16 protein-coding genes are annotated in these 19,809 nt (G+C 31.2%); 13 read left to right on the plus strand and 3 right to left on the minus strand.

All coding sequences use genetic code 11. The annotated features are described in order from the left end of the window. Positions 1-105 precede the first annotated feature (105 nt). Positions 106-2,520: a C40 family peptidase gene (locus BV55_RS15110; protein ID WP_051652444.1), complete on the minus strand. Its 2,415-nt coding sequence runs from the start codon at positions 2,518-2,520 to the stop codon at positions 106-108. A 330-nt stretch (positions 2,521-2,850) separates the two neighbouring features. Here BV55_RS15110 and BV55_RS0107345 point away from each other — a divergent pair, with 330 nt between their 5' ends. The 8 genes from BV55_RS0107345 (at position 2,851) to BV55_RS0107380 (ending at position 10,189) form a co-directional block, all read left to right on the plus strand. Then, the gene (locus tag BV55_RS0107345) at positions 2,851-3,159 is read left to right on the plus strand and encodes a PTS sugar transporter subunit IIB (protein ID WP_029452186.1); all 309 of its coding nucleotides are present in this window, start codon (positions 2,851-2,853) and stop codon (positions 3,157-3,159) included. Positions 3,160-3,319: 160 nt separating this feature from the next. Beyond that, on the plus strand, positions 3,320-4,624 hold the full coding sequence (locus BV55_RS0107350; RefSeq protein WP_029452187.1) for a PTS sugar transporter subunit IIC: 1,305 nt from the start codon (positions 3,320-3,322) through the stop codon (positions 4,622-4,624). A gap of 58 nt (positions 4,625-4,682) precedes the next feature. Continuing rightward, positions 4,683-4,988 (plus strand): PTS lactose/cellobiose transporter subunit IIA, encoded by a 306-nt coding sequence (locus tag BV55_RS0107355; protein WP_029452188.1) that lies wholly within the window; start codon positions 4,683-4,685, stop codon positions 4,986-4,988. Between the two features lie 11 nt (positions 4,989-4,999). Then, the gene (locus BV55_RS0107360) at positions 5,000-5,290 is read left to right on the plus strand and encodes a hypothetical protein (protein WP_035794306.1); all 291 of its coding nucleotides are present in this window, start codon (positions 5,000-5,002) and stop codon (positions 5,288-5,290) included. A gap of 13 nt (positions 5,291-5,303) precedes the next feature. After that, on the plus strand, positions 5,304-7,976 hold the full coding sequence (locus BV55_RS0107365) for a sigma-54-dependent transcriptional regulator (protein ID WP_029452190.1): 2,673 nt from the start codon (positions 5,304-5,306) through the stop codon (positions 7,974-7,976). 73 nt (positions 7,977-8,049) lie between these two features. Next, on the plus strand, positions 8,050-8,961 hold the full coding sequence (locus BV55_RS0107370; protein ID WP_029452191.1) for a BadF/BadG/BcrA/BcrD ATPase family protein: 912 nt from the start codon (positions 8,050-8,052) through the stop codon (positions 8,959-8,961). Positions 8,962-8,975: 14 nt separating this feature from the next. After that, on the plus strand, positions 8,976-9,104 hold the full coding sequence (locus BV55_RS15570; protein WP_341349710.1) for a hypothetical protein: 129 nt from the start codon (positions 8,976-8,978) through the stop codon (positions 9,102-9,104). Beyond that, positions 9,101-10,189: a DUF871 domain-containing protein gene (locus BV55_RS0107380; protein ID WP_029452192.1), complete on the plus strand. Its 1,089-nt coding sequence runs from the start codon at positions 9,101-9,103 to the stop codon at positions 10,187-10,189. The genes BV55_RS15570 and BV55_RS0107380 overlap by 4 nt, the downstream gene beginning before the upstream one ends. A 264-nt stretch (positions 10,190-10,453) precedes the next feature. Here BV55_RS0107380 and BV55_RS0107385 read toward each other — a convergent pair whose 3' ends face one another. Both BV55_RS0107385 and BV55_RS0107390 read right to left on the minus strand, forming a co-directional pair. Further along, on the minus strand, positions 10,454-11,527 hold the full coding sequence (locus BV55_RS0107385) for a 2,3-butanediol dehydrogenase (RefSeq protein WP_029452193.1): 1,074 nt from the start codon (positions 11,525-11,527) through the stop codon (positions 10,454-10,456). 273 nt (positions 11,528-11,800) lie between these two features. Next, entirely contained in the window at positions 11,801-13,747 is a 1,947-nt protein-coding gene (locus BV55_RS0107390; protein WP_029452194.1) for a sigma-54-dependent Fis family transcriptional regulator, read from the minus strand. 413 nt (positions 13,748-14,160) lie between these two features. On the opposite strand from BV55_RS0107390, the gene BV55_RS15115 reads away from it, so the two are divergent. The 5 genes from BV55_RS15115 (at position 14,161) to BV55_RS0107415 (ending at position 19,804) form a co-directional block, all read left to right on the plus strand. Next, a complete protein-coding gene (locus tag BV55_RS15115) occupies positions 14,161-15,159 on the plus strand; it encodes a DUF3298 and DUF4163 domain-containing protein (protein ID WP_051652445.1) in 999 nt (332 codons plus the stop codon). A 216-nt stretch (positions 15,160-15,375) separates the two neighbouring features. After that, a complete protein-coding gene (locus BV55_RS0107400; protein ID WP_029452196.1) occupies positions 15,376-16,308 on the plus strand; it encodes an ABC transporter ATP-binding protein in 933 nt (310 codons plus the stop codon). Positions 16,309-16,320: 12 nt separating this feature from the next. Continuing rightward, the gene (locus BV55_RS0107405; protein WP_029452197.1) at positions 16,321-17,469 is read left to right on the plus strand and encodes an ABC transporter permease; all 1,149 of its coding nucleotides are present in this window, start codon (positions 16,321-16,323) and stop codon (positions 17,467-17,469) included. Positions 17,470-17,496: 27 nt separating this feature from the next. Then, positions 17,497-18,609, plus strand: a complete 1,113-nt coding sequence (locus tag BV55_RS0107410; RefSeq protein WP_029452198.1) for an ABC transporter permease — start codon at positions 17,497-17,499, stop codon at positions 18,607-18,609. Between the two features lie 112 nt (positions 18,610-18,721). After that, entirely contained in the window at positions 18,722-19,804 is a 1,083-nt protein-coding gene (locus tag BV55_RS0107415; protein ID WP_029452199.1) for a sensor histidine kinase, read from the plus strand. Positions 19,805-19,809 lie beyond the last annotated feature (5 nt).

Here is a 19,809-nt window from a genome sequence, read left to right on the forward strand (position 1 = left end):
TATATAGTCAAATTTTAATCAAGACGCATTACCATTTAATGGGTGCACCTCTGGGGTGCATCCACTTTTTGGATGCACCCCAGAGGTGCACCCATATTTTCACAATTAGATTACTCTTCTTATTCTACCAATTTTGTACCAAGGCACGTCTGCGATTCTAATAAAGTTTCTTGTGTTTGGTGACTCTATCCATTTTCCGTCGCCTATGTACATGCCTACATGATTAAGGTTGCTAAAGAATAGCATATCTCCGGGCTTTACGTTGGCTTTGGATACTTCTACTCCATTAGTTACTTGGTCCCAAGTGGTTCTACCTATACTTACACCTGCTTGTCTAAATCCCCATTGCATAAGTCCAGAACAGTCAAATGCTCTATAACCAGCATCTATGTATTTACCTGGTATATCGTATTTGCCTCTCCTAGCATCATCTGGAAATCTTAGTATTAGTGAATTTAGTGAAGCTGTTGTTAAAAATTCACCAGAGCCTCCCCACACATAAGGACTTCCAATTTGAGCTTTCATTGCGTTAAGGGCAATGTTATAGACATTTGCATGGCCAGCAGGATCTTTTACTTCAGTACTATTTACTTTTTTCACATAATCTTTATTTACATAACCAGTTTTACCGGCATATGTGACTTTGTACCATTCTCCTGCAGTACCTATAATATTACAAGTTTCTCCTGGTAATATATAAGCTAGAACTTGACTATCATCTGAGGTGCTTGGCTTACTTCTCAGTCTTAAATTAGTACTAACATTATAAATCATACCCATACCTAGGTTTTCTAACTTTTCACCAGGAATTGCTGGTGTTGTGGGTTTTGTAGGAGTAACATCTGGAACTTCACTTCCTAAAACCTTAGCATAGTCCTTATGAATATAACCAACCTTATTATCACATTCAATAAAGTACCAGTCGCCGGATTTACTATTTATATTAAACTTTTGTCCACCTATTAAGTAAGAAACTATAGCTGAACTAGTGTTAGGTTCTTGTCTCATTCTTAAATTACTGCTTACATTAATAACCTCACCCTTAGAAGAAGCTGTTTCACTAGGCTTTTCTACTGGTTTTTCAGAAGGCTTAGGTTCTACTGGCTTTGTAGGAGCATCAGCATTAAGTTCCTTTACATAATCCTTATGAACATACCCAGTTTTGCCATTAAACTCAATAAGATACCAATCGGAAGTCTTACCTTTAATATCAAATTTTTCTCCACTATTTAAATATCCAACAACAGAAGCTGAAGTACTAGCAGAAGATCTCATTCTTAAATTACTACTTACATTAATAACCTCACCCTTAGAAGAAGCTGTTTCACTAGGCTTTTCTACTGGTTTTTCAGAAGGCTTAGGTTCTACTGGCTTTGTAGGAGCATCAGCATTAAGTTCCTTTACATAATCCTTATGAACATACCCAGTTTTGCCATTAAACTCAATAAGATACCAATCGGAAGTCTTACCTTTAATATCAAATTTTTCTCCACTATTTAAATATCCAACAACAGAAGCTGAAGTACTAGCAGAAGATCTCATTCTTAAATTACTACTTACATTAATAACCTCACCCTTAGAAGAAGCTGTTTCACTAGGACTTTCTACTGGTTTTTCAGAAGGCTTAGGTTCTACCGGCTTTGTAGGAGCATCAGCATTAAGTTCTTTTACATAGTCTTTATGAACATACCCAGTTTTGCCATTAAACTCAATAAGATACCAATCGGAAGTCTTACCTTTAATATCAAATTTTTTTCCACTATTTAAATATCCAACAACAGAAGCTGAAGTACTAGCAGAAGATCTCATTCTTAAATTACTACTTACATTAATAACCTCACCCTTAGAAGAAGCTGTTTCACTAGGCTTTTCCACTGGTTTTTCAGAAGGCTTAGGTTCTACTGGCTTTGTAGGAGCATCAGCATTAAGTTCCTTTACATAGTCTTTATGAACATACCCAGTTTTGCCATTAAACTCAATAAGATACCAATCGGAAGTCTTACCTTTAATATCAAATTTTTCTCCACTATTTAAATATCCAACAACAGAAGCTGAAGTACTAGCAGAAGATCTCATTCTTAAATTACTACTTACATTAATAACCTCACCCTTAGAAGAAGCTGTTTCACTAGGCTTTTCCACTGGTTTTTCAGAAGGCTTAGGTTCTACCGGCTTTGTAGGAGCATCAGCATTAAGTTCCTTTACATAATCTTTATGAATAAAGCCAACCTTTCCATTAAACTCTATGTTATACCAATCTTCAGTTTTACCTTTTATGTTAAATTGTTGTCCACCTATTAAATATCCTACTATGGAATAATTAGTTCCGGCAGACTCTCTAATATTTAAATTACTACTTACATTAATAACCTCACCTTTAGAGGCAATAGATGCAACAGAGATTTTAGCAGTTGGTGCACTAGCTGGATTTTCAACAGCATAAACAGGCTTGTCTGCAAAATTAATACCGCCAATAATGCTAGCTGAAATGATAAATATTGATATTTTCTTTTTATTCACCTTTAAATTAACCCCCATTTCTTTAGATACTTAGATATGTATAAATAATTACAAAAACTTTAATATGATTTAATTATACATTATAATATTACACAATTTTAATATAGATTAATTATACATCATAATGATAGAAAGTTTAATGGGTAAATGAAAATAGTTTCTGTGTTTCCTTTTATTGTGTATCAATTTACAAAACAAATAGTGTATCATAAAATTAAAATAATGATACACTGCTCGGCAAAAGTAGAGTTATCAATACTTAAAATAATTGGCATAATAATTGCTATAAATAATAATATAAAATATTTTAATGAAGGGTGGGGATTTTAAATGAAAGTTTTAATGGTTTGTTCAGGCGGAATGTCAAGTTCTATAGTGGTTAAAGCTATAAAACAGGAAGCAGATAAGAAGGACTTTTCACTAGAAATAAAAGCTGTTGGCACCAGTGATTTTGATGAGGAACTTAGAGAAGGTGGATACGATTTAGCCATAGTGGCACCTCAAGTAAAGCACAGATTTTCAACTTTTGAGGAAATAGCTAAGATGGCAAATGTACCTATAGAAATGGTAACACCAATGGGCTATACACCAATAGGAGCATCCAAGGTACTAGATCAAATTAGAAAATACTCAAAGTAAGGAATGCAAAACAAAATATTCAACGCGGAATATCTAAATAAGATACTTAAAATGAAATGTTCAAAGCAAGAAACTAAAAGAGCAAAATCCAAGAAAATATGCAAAACAAAATATTCAAAGTAAGATATCCAAAACAAAATACAAATATAGGAGGAAAGAAATGGAGAAGTTCTTAAAATGGATAGAAGAAAGTCTTATGCCACCAATGGCCAAGCTATCGGAGCAAAGACACTTAAAAGCTATAAGAGATGGGGTTATTTCCACATTATCTTTAATTATTGTAGGTTCGTTCTTTTTAATAATTGCTCAGCCACCAGTACAATCTTGGGCAAAGGCTATTGCACCACATGTTGGTCAAATAATGATACCTTATAGATTAACTATGGGATTAATGTCACTATATGCGGCTTATGGTATGGGATATAGTCTTGCTAAATCTTACAAATTAGATGGTGTCAGTGGAGGAGTACTTTCCCTTACTGCATTTTTATTTACAACTATACCACTAAATGTAGACGCTTTCGTAAAAACTGCAACAGCTGCAGGAATTGAAGGCGCAGCACCAATGGGTTGGGTATTACCAATGGCAAACCTCGGAGGATCAGGAATGTTTGCAGCTATTATTTCTATGATATTTGCTGTAGAAACTATGAGACTTTTGAAAAAGCATAATATAACTATAAAAATGCCAGAACAAGTTCCAGAATCAGTTTCTAGATCTTTTGAAGCTTTAATTCCAGCTGCTGTTATTATAACTGTAGTTTGGTTTATAAGAGTTTGGTTAAATTTTGATATTCAAACTGCTATTATGAATTTATTTAAACCTATTGTAAATGTTGCAGGAAACAGCTTAGGTGGAGTTTTAATTCCAGTAATTTTCGTAACGTTACTTTGGTCAGCAGGGATTCATGGTATGTCTGTTATTGGATCTTTAGTTAGACCTATATGGCTTGTACTATTAGACCAAAACACAGCAGCTATTGCATCAGGAAGCGCACTTCCAAATATTGCAGTAGAACCATTTTTCCAATGGTTTATATGGATAGGTGGAGCTGGAGCAACTTTAAGTTTAGCTATAATTATGTGTTTTTCTAAATCGGAGTATTTAAAGAGAGTTGGAAGATTTTCAATTATACCAGGTATATTTAATATAAATGAGCCATTAATATTTGGTGCACCAATAGTAATGAATCCAATTCTTGCAATACCATTTATACTTGGGCCAGTTGTATCAGGAATTATAGCCTATGCAGCTACAGCGGCAGGACTAGTTTCTAAAGTTACAGTTATGGCACCTTGGACATTACCAGCCCCAATTGGAGCCTTCGTTGCTACAGGAGGAGACTGGAGAGCAGCAGTTCTTGTAATAATTAATATTGCAATTGTTGCAGTTATATATTATCCATTCTTTAAGGCTTATGAAAAAAAGATGATTTTAGAGGAAAAACAATCAGAAATTGCTTAAAAATCATAGTGCCGTAGTCTTTGATTGCGGCACTACTTACAAAATAGGAGGGCTTTCAATGGAACAAGAAATTTTTGAAATAATATCACATGCTGGAGATGCCAGAAATTTTGCATACGAATCATTAAAGGCAGCAAGAGAAAACAACATGGAGAAATCCAAAGACCTACTTAAAAATGCTCAAGAAGAATTAGATCTAGCTCATAATACTCAAACAAAGTTAATACAAGCAGAAATAAATGGTGAAGATCTTAAGATGTCCCTACTTATGGTTCATGCTCAAGATCAGTTAATGACTGCAATTTCAGAAAAAAGTCTTATAGAAGAAATGATAGAAATGTTAAAAATAATCCACAAGAGATAGAGGGGATATTTATGATATCAAAAATTGCTTATATTGTATTTTTAATAGTGGTAGTTCTAGGTTCTGTATACATTACAAAGCGCATCACTAAAAGATTTAATATAAATCGATGGATAATCGGTGGGGTGGCTCCACTAATTTTAATAATACCATCTCTACTTTTTAAAGAAATAAATCCAATAGTTTGGAACTTACTTCTTTTAATATTTAGTGTAATGTGCATAATGTTTTTTGAAATGACAAGAATAAAATTAGAAAAAAACGAAATAAAGGGTATAATAAATTATAACAAAAACAAATAAGGCGGGTTAAACAATGAAAATTGATATTGTTTATAATACACTAAATGCACAATGTACTAAGCAATTAAGAGAACAAGGCAAAGTTACAGGCGTTAGTACTGAATATTTATCTAAGCTTTTGGATATGAAAAGAGCAAATGTAGCAAGGGAACTTGGAAAGCTTATAAATGAAGGTACTATTTCAAAAGGTGAGGGAAGACCAGTGCTTTATTATGTAAATAATAATAGCAAAGGTGATAAAGTTGAAAATGAAAGCCTGAAGCAAAAACATTCTGTATTTGACAGTATTATAGGTAAGAATTTTAGTTTAAAACATCCTATCGCGCTTGCGAAAGCTGCCATTGTATATCCACCAAAAGGTCTTCATACTTTAATTGTTGGAGAAACTGGAGTTGGAAAATCATTTTTTGCAAAATGTATGTTTAAATATGCTCTAGAAATTAATAATATTAAGAATAATGGAAGTTTTGCTGTACTTAACTGTGCGGACTATGCTAATAATCCACAACTTTTATTGTCACATCTTTTTGGAGTGGAAAAGGGGGCCTATACTGGGGCCACAGAGAATAAAGATGGAATTATTGAAAAGGCAAGAGATGGAATATTATTTTTGGATGAGGTTCATAGATTGCCATCAGAGGGTCAAGAAATGTTATTTACATTAATAGATGAAGGAAAATACACAGCTCTTGGAAGCACAAGGGAGGTCACTATAAATACTATGATTATCTGTGCTACAACAGAGAACATAGAATCTTCACTTTTAAAGACTTTTAAAAGAAGGATACCAGTAACAATTACCCTTCCAAGCCTTAGAGAGAGAACAGCAGAGGAAAGAGCAGGTCTTATAGAAAACTTTTTTGAAGAAGAATCTAAAAGAATAGGCAAAAAGATAGATGTAGAAACAGATGCATTTACAGCACTTTTAAATTATGAGTGCCCAAATAATATAGGTGAACTTAAAGGAAATATACAAATTGGTTGCGCAAAAGCATTTTTACGAACTATGTTCACAGAAGAAAAGATGGAAATTACCATAGATGATTTCTCAGAAGAGGTTAGAGCAGGTCTTTTATTATCTAAAAAGATAAGTTCAAAAGATTTAAAGTTAAAAATTAATAATGATGCTGAGTTTGATGATGAATATATGGAAGATAAATATAGCCTTTCAAAGGATCTTTATGAATTCATTGACAAGGAAACGGAAAGTTTAAAAAAAAGAGGGCTTAAGGAAGATAAAATAAAGAATAAAATTTCAAATGAAGTTGAAGGCTTTATTAATAATTATCTATCTAGCATTAATAATAATTCAAGTGAAGATGATATAAAGAGAATAGTTAATAATGAACTCTATGACTTTTTAAGTAACTTTATGTATTTAGCTGAGTATAAATTAAAAAGAAATATTTCAAAAAACATCTTTTTAGGGCTATTGTTGCATATTGATACTTTTATTGGAAGAATAAGAGAAAATAGATTAATAGCTAATCCTAAAATAGATAAAATACGAAAAAGATATCCAGAAGAATTTAAAATAGCTATGATGCTTTCAGAAAAATTAGAACAAAAGTATGATTTTACGGTGCCTATGGATGAAATAGGTTTTATTACAATGTTTTTTGCAGCAGATATAGAAAAAGTAGAGGGTAGAGTAACGGTTATAGTTGCTATGCATGGTAAGTGTACGGCAACTTCTATGGCGGAAGTTACAAATCAACTTTTAAATGAAAATCATGCAATTGGTTTTGATATGCCTCTTTCTATGAAACCTGAGGTAGCTCTTAATAAAATAGAAAATATTATAAAAGAAAATCATGAGGGTGTTGGAGCTATACTTTTGGTGGATATGGGATCCCTTAAATTTTTTGATAAGATTATAAAATCAAATACTGGAATTGATGTAAAGGCTGTAGACATGGTTACTACCGCTACAGTTATTGAAGCTACAAGAAAAGCTCTTATGCATCAAAGTTTAGATGAAATAGTTAAGTCTGTGGATCTTGAAAGTAGATATGTTGGAAATTTTATAGGTAAAAGTATAGACAGCAAAAAGGAAGTAATAATAACTGCGTGTTCAACTGGAGAAGGTACGGCTCAAAAGCTTAAAGAGATTATATATAGCAAGTATAGTAAAGATAAATATGAGGTAATAAATTTAAGCATAAAAGATAAAGAAAAATTTAAAAAGGCAGTTGGAAATATAAGAAAAGATTCAAATATTATATCTATAATAAGTGCCTTTGATCTTAAAATTGAAGGAATACACTATATACCTATGGATAAGTTTTTTAAGGAATTTATGGGTGAAGACTTTGAGGAACATATTAAAGATGAGAAGTTAATAAAGGATATAAAAAATGTTTATAAGGATTATTTAGATTTACAGCAAGCTGATTATATAGTAAATAGTTTTATGGAACTTTTAACTACTATGAAATATTTGTTTGATATACATCTAGATAGCGAAAAGTTAAATGGACTTTTAATGCATTTTGGATGCCTTATTCAACTACTTATAAATCGAGAGGAAAGAGAAGGGTGCAACAACCTAGAACTTATACTTTCAAGACATCAAGAAATTTTTAAGTACTTACAAGATGGACTTCAGGACTTAGAAGAAACTTTAAAGATAAAATTTACTGAAGATGATTTAGCAAATATAGTGGAGATACTAATTAAGTTATAAAATATAGTTATATATTAATTAAATTATAAAGCCTAGTGTTTAGATGAAGTATATTATAAAGGCTGGTGTTTAAATGAATTATATTATAGGGGTTGATGGAGGAGGAACTAAGACTGAGGCTATAGCTTATAACCTAGATGGAGAAGAGCTTGGAAGAGCCTATACAGGTTTTGGTAACCTCCTTCTTAACTTTGAAAAAGCCAATGAAAATATAGATTTAGCTATTACAAATTGTATGGATACCGTAAAAAAGATAGATGATAAAGCAAATTGTGTATATATATGTCTTGGTCTTGCAGGTGTAGAGGCTTTAGATATAAAGTCTAAACTTCAAATTCATCTAGAAAATAAATTTTGTGTGCCAGTTAAAGTCACTAATGATGCAGAAATTGCTCTTGCAACTGTTTTAAAAGGTGAAGATGGAATTTTAACTATTTCTGGGACAGGATCTATTAGCTATGGTCTTTGCAATGGCAAAATGGAAAGAGTAGGTGGCTGGGGCCATCTTTTAGGAGATGAAGGTAGCGGTTATTATATTGCAATTGAAGGCTTTAAAAATATGATTGTAGAAGAGGATTCAAATCTACCTTATAGCTCTCTTACGAAGGCATTTATGAAAAAACTTAATATAGATAAGGTTAATGATATTAAGGGATTCATATATTCTTCTAATAAGGGAGATATTGCTGCCTTTGCACCAATTGTAGTAGAGAAGGCAACCCTAGGAGATAAAATTGCTAAAGAAAATTTGATTAATGCAGGTAAAAGTCTTGCTTTAACGACCTACAATTTATATAAAAAGTTAGGATTTAAAGGTGAGGTAAGCATTGGTATAAAGGGAAGTATATTAACAGAAGTTACAATGGTGAAAAGCGCTTTTGAGGAATCTTTAACAAATCATATAGGAAGTTTTAAAATTGTTCAAGATGATGTTTCCCCTACAAAAGGAGCTTTTTATTTAACAAAGAAATTATTATATAAATAAAGATTAAAGAAACTATAGCTTTTGCAGCACTTGCAAATGAAACCTTAAATGGAATGGCGGGTAATGTTATAGGGGCTACAGGATCTAAGGAAAGAGTTGTACTTGGAAATATAACAAAAGGAAGAAGGAGAGATGTTAAATGAGACAATTAGGAATATCAGTTTATCCAGGACATGCTGCTATGGAAGACAATTTAGCATATTTAAAACTTGCACATAAATATGGTTTTAAAAGAGTATTTACCTGCCTTTTATCAGTTGATGGAGATAAAGAGAAAATAATAAAGGATTTTAAATTTGTAATTAATGAGGCCAGAAGTCTAGGTATGGAAGTTATTGCTGATGTAAGCCCAAGAGTTTTTGGGGATCTTGGTATAAGTTATAGTGATTTAAGCTTTTTTAAAGATCTTGGAGCACATGGTATAAGGTTAGATGTAGGGTATAGTGGAAATGAAGAATCTCTTATGACATTTAATCCATATGATCTTTATATAGAAATAAATATGAGCAATGGAACTAAGTATTTGGAAAATATAATGACATATAAACCCAATACAGAAAAACTTTTAGGCTGCCATAACTTTTATCCCCACAGATATTCAGGGTTAAGCTACGATCACTTTATAAAGTGTTCTAAGCAATTCAAACAGTTTGGAATAAGAACCGCGGCTTTTGTGTCTTCTAATGACGCTAACTTTGGGCCTTGGCCTGTTAATGAAGGTCTATGTACCTTAGAAATGCATAGAGAAATGCTTGTAACAGCTCAAACTAAGCATCTATTTGCAACGGGTTTAGTAGATGATGTGATTATTGCCAATGCCTTTGCTTCAGAAAATGAATTAAAAGAATTAAGTAAGATAAATAAGGAAAAGTTAACCTTTGATGTGGAGCTTATAGATAATTTACCTGAAATAGAAAGGAAAATTGTGCTTGAAGAGCTTCACTTTAATAGAGGGGATGTATCAGATTATTTAATAAGATCCACCCAAAGTAGAGTTAAATATAAAGGCCATGAATTTATACCATTTAATACTCTTAGCATAAAGCGTGGAGATATTTTAATAGACACTTCCTTATACGGTCACTATGCAGGAGAGCTTCAAATTGCCCTTAAAGATATGGATAACTCCGGTAAAACCAATGTGGTTGGAAGAATTGTAGAAGAAGAATTATTCCTTTTAGACTACATTGAAGCATGGCAAAAGTTTGGATTAGTTCTTAAAAACTAATAATATAAATGAGAATAATAAGGTAATTTTGGTATACTAGAAAAATGAAAAGACCTAGAGGTCAGAAAAATACATCTAGGTCTTTTTTCTATAACTTTTAATGGATATATGAAAATCAGGATAAATTAAGAGCATTCTATGAAAGCTACCATGGAACTTTGTGAACGCGACTGTGGCAGTGGGAGTAAGTAACGAATACTTCCTTGGATAAAGATTTCTAAGCTTTAGTGCGATTAAAAACCGCCCTGAAGCTTAGAACTTTGTTTATAGTAATGATTTATCAGGGGTTACTAGAATCTTAACTTGTTGCTTTTTGTCAGGTCCTGTTAAGGTTCCAAAACCTTCTGTAACTACGTCTTCTAAAGATATCTTCTTTGTGATATATCCATCAGCTTTTATTCTGCCATCAGACATTTGAGCTATGGTTGCTGGGAATTCATGTCTGTAACCTATAGTTCCTACTATATTTTTTTCAGAGAATACTAACACATTAGGGTTGAACTTTATATCATCTTCCCAAATACTTGTTATAACTAAGGTTCCTTCAAATTTTAAGCTAGCAATTCCAGTATCAAAACCTATTTGAGCCCCTGTAGTTTCAAAGGCCATATCTACTCCAACACCATCTGTTAATTTAATTATTTCAGAAGCTATATCAACTTCATTAGGATCTAGGACAATATCTGCACCAGCTCTTTTTGCATATTCTTGTCTTATGGATTTTCTTTGAAGAACTACTATTTTACTAGCACCAGCAGCTTTCAAACATTCTATGGTAGCAAGTCCAATTGGACCTGAGCCAAGGACTAAAGCTGTGTCTCCAGTTTTGAATTTACCTACCCTAAGTGAGTGTAAAGCAACAGCCATAGGTTCTATAAGAGCAGCCTTTTCATAGCTCATAGAATCTGGTATCTTGTGAATGAAATCTTCATTAAAAACTGTGTATTCAGCTAATCCACCGCCGCCGCCGCATAGTCCATGGAAACCAAGTGAAGAACATAAGTTGTACTTACCTTCCTTACAAGCAGGACAAGTTCCACAGGCAACTATAGGTTCAACGGTTACTCTATCTCCAATATTAAATTTTGTAACACCTTCACCAATTTCAACGATTTCTCCAGAAAATTCATGACCTAAAACTACAGGAGCTGTTTCACCACTTATAGGATGTTTTTTATCCACTGGGATGAAAATAGGACCTCCTAAATATTCATGTAAGTCAGAACCACAAATTCCACACCATTTCACTTTTATCTTTACAGTGCCTGGTCGTACCATAGGTTCCTCTATATTTTCCACTCTTACATCGTTTCTTGCATACCATAATGCTGCTCTCATATTAAATTCCTCCTTGAATGTTATTTTTATAACTAATTTATGTACTATATAATATATAAGCAATATTCATGCCAAAGGTTAAAACTGTGTAAATCCATGAAGTATTTTTAACAAGTATCATTAATGATACAAATGTGTATCATTAATGATAAAATTTAAATAAAATATCACTTTTGAGAAATTATTTCTACAAGTACAAGTGATATTATTAAAATATAATATCAAAGATACGATATTAATGATAAAATAATGCGAAGTATTGTTAAACTTGTGTTAATGTAAGGATTTTAGTTCTTTTAAAGATATATTATATTTATTCATTCGTCTATAAAGGGTGGCTTTACTTAAATTTAAATTCTCACAGCAGGTTTTAATTTGAAAATCACACCTTATGAGTTCTTCTATGAAAAATCTTTTTTCAAGATCTTCTAAGGATAAATATGCAGAACTTGAAGCTGGTGTTTCTTTAATATATTTAGAGTTATCTAATATTATATATTTTTCTGTGATTATTTTTTCGTCACAAAGGTAGTAAGATCGTTCAACTACATTTTGAAGTTCTCGAACATTACCTGGCCAAGAATGATTTGTAAGTTTTTTAATGGAGGTTTCACTAAGATTTTTTTGTGTTAATTGTCCTTTGTTTAATTTATTTATGAAGTGATTTGATAAAAGTTCTATATCGTCTGGTCTATCTTTTAGAGAAATAATATTTATATTCATTACGTTTAGTCGATAATATAGGTCTTCTCTAAAATTCTTTTCGTTAACCTCGTTAAAAAGATTTCTATTAGTAGCTGTAATTATTCTTACGTTTAGCTTTTTTTCGTAGGTGCCACCAATTCTACAGATTTTTTTATTATCCAAAACTCTTAAAAGCTTAGACTGCATATCTAGTGGCATTTCCCCTATTTCATCAAGAAAAATGGTTCCACCTTCTGCTAATTCAAATTTACCCATGTGACCATCTTTTGAAGCTCCTGTAAATGCGCCTTTTTCATATCCAAAGAGCTCGCTTTCCATTAGTTCTTTTGGAATAGAAGCGCAATTAATAGCTACAAAAGGCTCCTTAGACCTTTCACTATAGTTATGAATAGATTGAGCAAAAAGCTCTTTACCTGTACCACTAGCTCCTTGAATTAACACATTACACTGACTTAAGGCAGCTTTTTTTGCATATTCTATAGTGCTTTTAATGTGGACATTTCTTGTTATTATATCTTGGAATCTATATATAGCAGGAAACCCTATAACTTTATTCAAAAATTTGTTTACAACCTGTGAAGTTCTAAAGGTTATTAGAATGCTGCTATTTGTCCCTAAGGTGGAAATAGGTACAGCATTTATTGTACATTTTATTAGATTGTCCTTAAAATCATAAAAATCACAATCTAAATCATAGTAGCTATTAGAATGAAAAATGATTTTATTTAAAAAGTCAGTTTTTTTTATAATGTCTTTTATATTTCTATGTATAAGGTCTGAGGAATCATATCCTAGGGTTTCAAAAGCTTTAGCATTAGCCCTTATTATATTTAAATCCCTTCCTATTATAAGCATTCCGTCAGTTATAGATTGAAAAGTAGCATTAATTAGCTTATTTGATTTTATTAAAGCTAATTGATTTTCTATAGAATATGCACCTGTAAGTACCATGCCTAGGGTATGAGGATGTACCCCTGTGTAACTTCCAGACATATTTAAGCACCCAATTATTTTTCCATTTTCATTATGGATTGTAGTAGCAGAGCAGGACCAGCTATGATGCTTTATACAATAATGTTCAGGTCCCATAGTTTGAAGAGGCTTGTCTAGATAAATTGAGGTGCCTATAGCATTAGTTCCAACAGCTTCTTCAGACCAAAGAGTTCCCTTAATAAAATTAAGAGCATCAGCCTTTTTCATTATATTTTTATCACCTATAACATCTAAGATAAACCCTTCTTTATCCGTTAAAAGTATAGAAAAGCTAGAACCAGCAACTACTTTATACATATTTTCCATTATAGGGTTTGCCACATTAATAAGTTCACTATTTTGTTTTAACTTCTCATCTATATCTATAGTAGGTAGCTTTTGTCCCTTACCAGAAAGAGGATCTATATTTAAGTCTTTGCATCTTATCCAGGACTCTGATATTTCTTTTCTTACAGTAGAATCTATTATGTTATTGTTTATAAAATTATTATAAGAAGCTTTTATTAATTGATACCTTTTCATAAAGACACACACCCTTACTGCTTAATTGCAATTATTAAGAATGAAAATATTTGAAGATATTTGAAGATATTTGTAAGTATGATTAGTTAATTATATCACAATCTATATGAAATATAACAAAAATACAAGGAGTTTGAGATTTATTAGGTTAATTTTGAAAACTTCATTATATTTAAAATGTAATTAATAAAGACATTCATACAAAAGGTGGTATATATATAAAGCTTTGAAAGTTGGATAAATAGAATTTAAAACGGGAAAACTAATTTTGATAAAGAATATTTAAAATGCAAAATTAATTTAAATAAATGAAATTTAAAACAGCAAAACTACTAGGAAAAATAAAGTTTATAAAAGGAGGTAGCGTTACATTAAAACTAAGCTTTTTATAAGTTTTATGTGACGGTGATTTTATGGAGAAGAAGTCTAAGATTTTAGTGTTAAGCCTTGTAATAATTGGACTAATAGCAATAGCTTATAATAGATCAATTCATAAGGAAGGTCCAAGTAATGAAGGTGGAGTGGAAAAAAGTATAGAAAAGGATGTGGATACGGAGAAGGATAAAGATAAAATAAAAAAAGACAACCCTAAAGAAGGCAATAGTAATAGTAATAATTTATATGAAGAGTTAGCAGAAAAATCAGAGAAAGAACTATGGAAAGAAACATGGAACAGGTCAGGAGAAATGGATAATAGGAGGGCTACAAGTCAGTGTAATGTTTATAAAACTTGTATTGAGGGCTGTGAAAATATTCCTGTAAATGCATCATCTAAAGGTAAAGGCGTACAGATAGAATCTAAAGAATTAAACTACTCTAATGATAAGGTAGAGGTAGACATTAAATTTCCTAAGATTCAATTAAAAGGTCAATCAACAGAAGAGGCAAAAGCACAGTTACCAGATATAAAAGAGGATATAGCTCTTAAGATTAACAAAGAAATAGAAGACTATACTATGTCATTTAAAAATAAAGTAGAAAAAGGAGCTGCTGAGTATAAAAAGCAGTGTGATAAAAGTGGTCAAGATTTTAATATACAAGTAGCACAAAGTGACTATAAGGTAACATACAATAGTGACGATATATTAAGTATAGTAATTGAATATTATGAGTACACCGGAGGCGCCCATGGCATGACCTACAAGATTAATTTTAACTATTATATAGATACAGGAGAGAGAATAAAGCTTTCATCCTTATTTAAAGACGGTTTTAATTACAAAGAACATGTGGATAAGGCTATAAAAGAAGCAATGGATAAAAAACCTGAAGTTTATTTTGAAGATAAGTTCCAAGGAATAAATGATGACACCAACTTTTATATCACTAAAGAAGGTATAGCAATATACTTCCCACTTTATGAAATAGCCCCATACTCCACAGGAATACCAGAGTTCATCATATCCATGTAAGAATATGGTAGCACCCCAGAGGTGCAGCCAATTTATGGCAGCACCTCTGGGGTGCTACCATAAATTGGAGATGCAAAGGCTGTGACATTTGTCATAGTCTTTTTATTATATATGTAACTATTTATTGGTATAAAATTAGAATATTATAGTATTAGGAACTAACGGTTAAGAATTAAAATTAGAAATTAAGATTAAGAAGTGAAGGGGTGTGTTTTTATGATAGTGCAGGTAGAAAACTTAATTAAAAGATATAATAATATGTTGGCTATTGATAATTTAAGCTTGGATATAAGGGAAGGAGATATATTTGGTCTTCTTGGACCTAATGGGGCAGGTAAAACTACACTTATAAACTCAATGCTTGGACTAACTAAAGTGGATAGTGGAAGTATAAAAATATTTGGAAAAGATATAAAAGATCATGAGATGTATGTAAAGAAGAATATAGGCATTGTGCCACAAGAAATAGCACTTTATCAGGACCTTACAGCTTATGAAAATCTAATGTTTTTTGGTAGGCTATACGGACTTAGGGGAGAAAAGTTAAAGGAAGCTGTAGAATCTGCCTTTGAATTTACAGCAATAGAGGGTAGAAAAAATGAAATTGTGAAGCAGTATTCTGGTGGTATGCAAAGAAGGCTTAATATCGCTTGTGCCATAGTCCATAAGCCTAAACTTGTAATTATGGACGAACCTACTGTAGGTATTGATCCACAGTCTAGAAATCAAATATTAAATTCTATTAAAATGTTAAGGGATAATGGTGCTACTATAATTTACACCTCTCATTACATGGAAGAGGTGGAGAGCATTTGTAATGATGTAGCTATAATTGACAAGGGACGAGTTATAGCAAAGGGCAGCAAAGAAGAGCTAAAAGATTTTGTTTATACAGAAGAAAAGATAATTATAAGGGTATCTGCCGTAAGTTTTACCTTAGTAAATAATATAAAAGCTATTAAGGGAATTAAGGAATGTGAGGTAGAAGAAAACCTATTAAATATTACTTCAGAAAAGAACAAGGTAGGTATTTCATCTATACTTACAATAATAGAACAGTCAGGAGTAGAAATTTTAAGCGTAAATATAGAAAAGCCTACATTAGAAAGTGTATTTATAACCCTTACAGGAAGGAAAATAAGAGATTAAGGAGGGGACTTTATGAATATAATAACCATAGCTTTAGTTGATATAAAACGAGCCTTAAGAGACAAAAAGACAATGATGTACATGCTTCTTTTACCTATAATTTTAATCTCTATTTTAGGTACAGCCCTAGGGTCAGTTTTTTCTGTAAATAGCTTAGATAAGATAAATATAGGTTATATAAATGAAGATAAAGGAGACTTATCCAAAGTTTTTGAAGAATTTTTAGAAGATAAAGAAATAAAAGAGATATTAAACTATAAGAAAATTGTCAGTTTAGAGGAAGGGCAAAAGCTACTAGAGGATAAAAAGATAAGCGCTATAGTTCATATAGGACAGGATTATAGTAAAACATTAAAAGAAAATAACGAAACTTTAATAGAAATAATAGGGACAGATAGTGGTTCATTTAATTATACTGTTGTTAAAAACGTTATAGAAAGTTACATCGAACATACTAATTCATATATGGCTATTAGCAATATAGATGCACAAAAGGTAAACTTTGAAAAGTATGATGTTATAAAAAATGAGAGCATTGCAACTGAAGGCAACATGCCAAGGGCTATTGATTATTATGCTGTTACAATGATGGTTATGATTATACTTTATGGGTCAAGTTATGGGACACAATTCATAGTTGAACTAAAAAGCCTTCCTATAGGCAAAAGAGTTTCAGCAGCACCTATAAATACTAGGGACATGGTAATAGGTAAGGCCTTAGCAGCAATGATGTCAATGTCTTTGCAGGTGCTAGCTTTAATAGGATTTTCTAAATATATTTATAAGGCGAATTTTGGCGAAGACATGAAGACTGTTTTATTTATATGCTTTACACTAATAGTCTTTTCCATAACCTTAGGGGTGGTTTTAACGAGCATATTTAATAATGAATTATTAGCAAATAAGGTTCTAAGCATGTTAATACCTGTATCTACATTATTATCTGGTGGGTATTTTAAGATGATCACTCCAGATTCATCCATGTTAACTTCTAAAATGATGTATCTTTCACCAAGTTATTTAGCACAAAGAGCTTTATTTAGCAGTATTTATAAGGGGAAAACCTTGTATATTAATGAAGCTATTTTTATACTTTGGGGATTTTCTATAGTATTTTTGTTAGTTTCAATTATATTTCAAAGGAAGAAAGAGTATGCTTAGAGAAATTAATAGAGAGGGGATAAAAATATGACCATAGTAATTAATAATATAAGGCGAATATTAAAAGATAAGATGGCATTAAGTTTTATGCTGGTTTGGCCAATTTTAATTATTGTCTTCTTAAACTTTTCAAACTCTAAATCCCAGTCTATTAAAATAGGAGTTATTGATGAAGATAATAGCAAGGTTTCATCTATGATTAAGAATAATTTAAATAATCTTTCAAGATTTAAAACTTATGAGACAAAACAAGAGGATATAAAGGAAGAGTTAATAGATGAAAAGTCAGATTATATTATTTATATAGAAAAAGGGTACGAAGAGAACTTATTAAAGGGGAATAAACCTATAATTAAAAGTTATAGTTTAAGTGGTGGGAATGTAGAAATACCTGTTAAAATATCCTTAGAGAACTATGGAAATATATTAAATAATATAGCTCAAAGCACTATTGGAAGTGAAGAGAAGTTTTATGAGGCTATGAGGAATTATGAGGGGGGAAACTTAAAGCTTTTAGATAAAACCACTGATAAAGGTATGGCATCTAGTAGAAAGGTATTTCAATATCTAGGCTTTTTAGTAATGGGAATACTTTCACTTGGAACTGTGGGTTGCTCTTTTATAGTTGAGGATAAAAAGGGTAATATGGATGAAAGATTATTTTCAGCACCATTAAGCCGTAAAAGTTATATGATTCAAAATATACTAAGCGGAATATTAATAGCCTTTGTTCAAATAACAATTTTAATGGGATTTTTAAAGATTTTACTAAAAATTAATCTAGATTATAAATTTCTACAGTTATATTTTATTATGATGTTATTTGGATTAGTTTCTGTGTCCTTAGGTATATTTTTAAATAGTATATCTAAAAATTCTAGGCAGTTCTCACTTATAGGTACTCTGATTTTAACCCCTTTTTGTATGCTTGGTGGCTGCTTTTGGCCAAGGGAAGTAATGCCAAATATTTTGATTGATATATCAAAATTTATACCCACAACCTGGGCTATGGAAGCTTCTAGAAGGGTATTGGATGGAAACAATATTAGCGATTTGTTTTATGAAATATCTATATTACTTTTATTTGCAGTAGTGTTTTTAATATTAAGTTCATGGCATCCTAGTGAAATGAAAAAATAGATTATAAGGTAATAATATTATTAGAAAGTTAAGTGTTAGGTAATGAAATATGAATGTTTTAGTATTAAAGGGAAGTTTCAATTAAGGAATAAAATTTAAAGGGATGGGACTAATGAAAAAGATTTGGCTTAATCTTATAATATTATTTTTTTATGTTTGCGAAATAATAATTGGTGGAGAAATAACCCCAGGGCATGTACTCTTAATTCTTGTATTTTTGTCCGTAGATATGATTAGAGAAAAATATTTAAATAATAATATATCTAAAATTCTAGAAATTATAATCATAATTATAATTATTTTAAAGGATATAAAGGGTACTTTGTTACTAGGAATTCTTATTTTAACCATAGAGGATGAAAAAAATGCATTAGTTCCGACAATTGCAATTATTTTAGGCTTAGGATTTTTATATTATAGGGGTTGTTATAATTATATAGCAGCATTTAGTTTCTATGTAGTATTGTGTCTTATTATAGGAAAACAGAGAAAAGACATTAAATATATGACGAATCTTTATAATAATACTTATGATAAGGAACGTAGATATATATATGAACTTGAGAGAAGTAAACAAGAGCTCATTAATAATTCTAATGAAATTATGTATCTTACAGAGGTTAAGGAAAGAAATAGGATAGCAAGGTCACTTCATGACAATTTAGGTCATAAAATAGCAGGCGTATTAATACAACTTAGAGCCTGCAGAGTTTTAGCTATAAAAGATAAGGAAAAGGCCTTAGCTCTTTTAGATGGATCCATAGAGGCTATGGCTGAATCTTTAGATTTGATAAGAGAAACTGTTCATAATATTAAACCTAAAGAAAATGTAGGTATAGAGTATATTAAAGAGTTGGCAGAGGGTTTTAAGTATTGTGAGGTAGAATTTATGCAAGAAGGTGATTTTAATAATTTAAATTCCTATGAAATGCAGATAATTTTATCTACGTTAAAAGAGGCTTTAACTAATATATCAAAGCATTCAAAGGCTTCAAAGGTGGTTATAAAAATAGAGTCAAATAATAATTTTATACGCCTTTATATTAAGGATAATGGGATAGGGTGTGGACTTATAAAAGAGGGCTTAGGTATTAGTGGTATGAAAGAGAGAATTGTCAATATAGGAGGAAATTTGTCTATTTCATCAGAAGAAGGATTTATAATAGTTGTAGTAATTCCAAGGAAGATTAAGTAAAAAAG

This window comes from Clostridium algidicarnis (assembly GCF_000703125.1).
Lineage (GTDB): Bacteria > Bacillota > Clostridia > Clostridiales > Clostridiaceae > Clostridium_L > Clostridium_L algidicarnis.

What these genes read in the sequence shown, in the direction of transcription:
- BV55_RS0107365 (WP_029452190.1), top strand. Translation starts at nt 5,304, where the DNA reads ATGAAAATTGATATTGTTTATAATACACTAAATGCACAATGTACTAAG.
- BV55_RS0107355 (WP_029452188.1), top strand. Translation starts at nt 4,683, where the DNA reads ATGGAACAAGAAATTTTTGAAATAATATCACATGCTGGAGATGCCAGA.
- BV55_RS0107385 (WP_029452193.1), bottom strand. Translation starts at nt 11,527, where the DNA reads ATGAGAGCAGCATTATGGTATGCAAGAAACGATGTAAGAGTGGAAAAT.
- BV55_RS0107345 (WP_029452186.1), top strand. Translation starts at nt 2,851, where the DNA reads ATGAAAGTTTTAATGGTTTGTTCAGGCGGAATGTCAAGTTCTATAGTG.
- BV55_RS0107380 (WP_029452192.1), top strand. Translation starts at nt 9,101, where the DNA reads ATGAGACAATTAGGAATATCAGTTTATCCAGGACATGCTGCTATGGAA.
- BV55_RS0107360 (WP_035794306.1), top strand. Translation starts at nt 5,000, where the DNA reads ATGATATCAAAAATTGCTTATATTGTATTTTTAATAGTGGTAGTTCTA.
- BV55_RS0107410 (WP_029452198.1), top strand. Translation starts at nt 17,497, where the DNA reads ATGACCATAGTAATTAATAATATAAGGCGAATATTAAAAGATAAGATG.
- BV55_RS0107415 (WP_029452199.1), top strand. Translation starts at nt 18,722, where the DNA reads ATGAAAAAGATTTGGCTTAATCTTATAATATTATTTTTTTATGTTTGC.
- BV55_RS15115 (WP_051652445.1), top strand. Translation starts at nt 14,161, where the DNA reads ATGGAGAAGAAGTCTAAGATTTTAGTGTTAAGCCTTGTAATAATTGGA.
- BV55_RS0107405 (WP_029452197.1), top strand. Translation starts at nt 16,321, where the DNA reads ATGAATATAATAACCATAGCTTTAGTTGATATAAAACGAGCCTTAAGA.
- BV55_RS0107350 (WP_029452187.1), top strand. Translation starts at nt 3,320, where the DNA reads ATGGAGAAGTTCTTAAAATGGATAGAAGAAAGTCTTATGCCACCAATG.
- BV55_RS0107400 (WP_029452196.1), top strand. Translation starts at nt 15,376, where the DNA reads ATGATAGTGCAGGTAGAAAACTTAATTAAAAGATATAATAATATGTTG.
- BV55_RS0107390 (WP_029452194.1), bottom strand. Translation starts at nt 13,747, where the DNA reads ATGAAAAGGTATCAATTAATAAAAGCTTCTTATAATAATTTTATAAAC.
- BV55_RS0107370 (WP_029452191.1), top strand. Translation starts at nt 8,050, where the DNA reads ATGAATTATATTATAGGGGTTGATGGAGGAGGAACTAAGACTGAGGCT.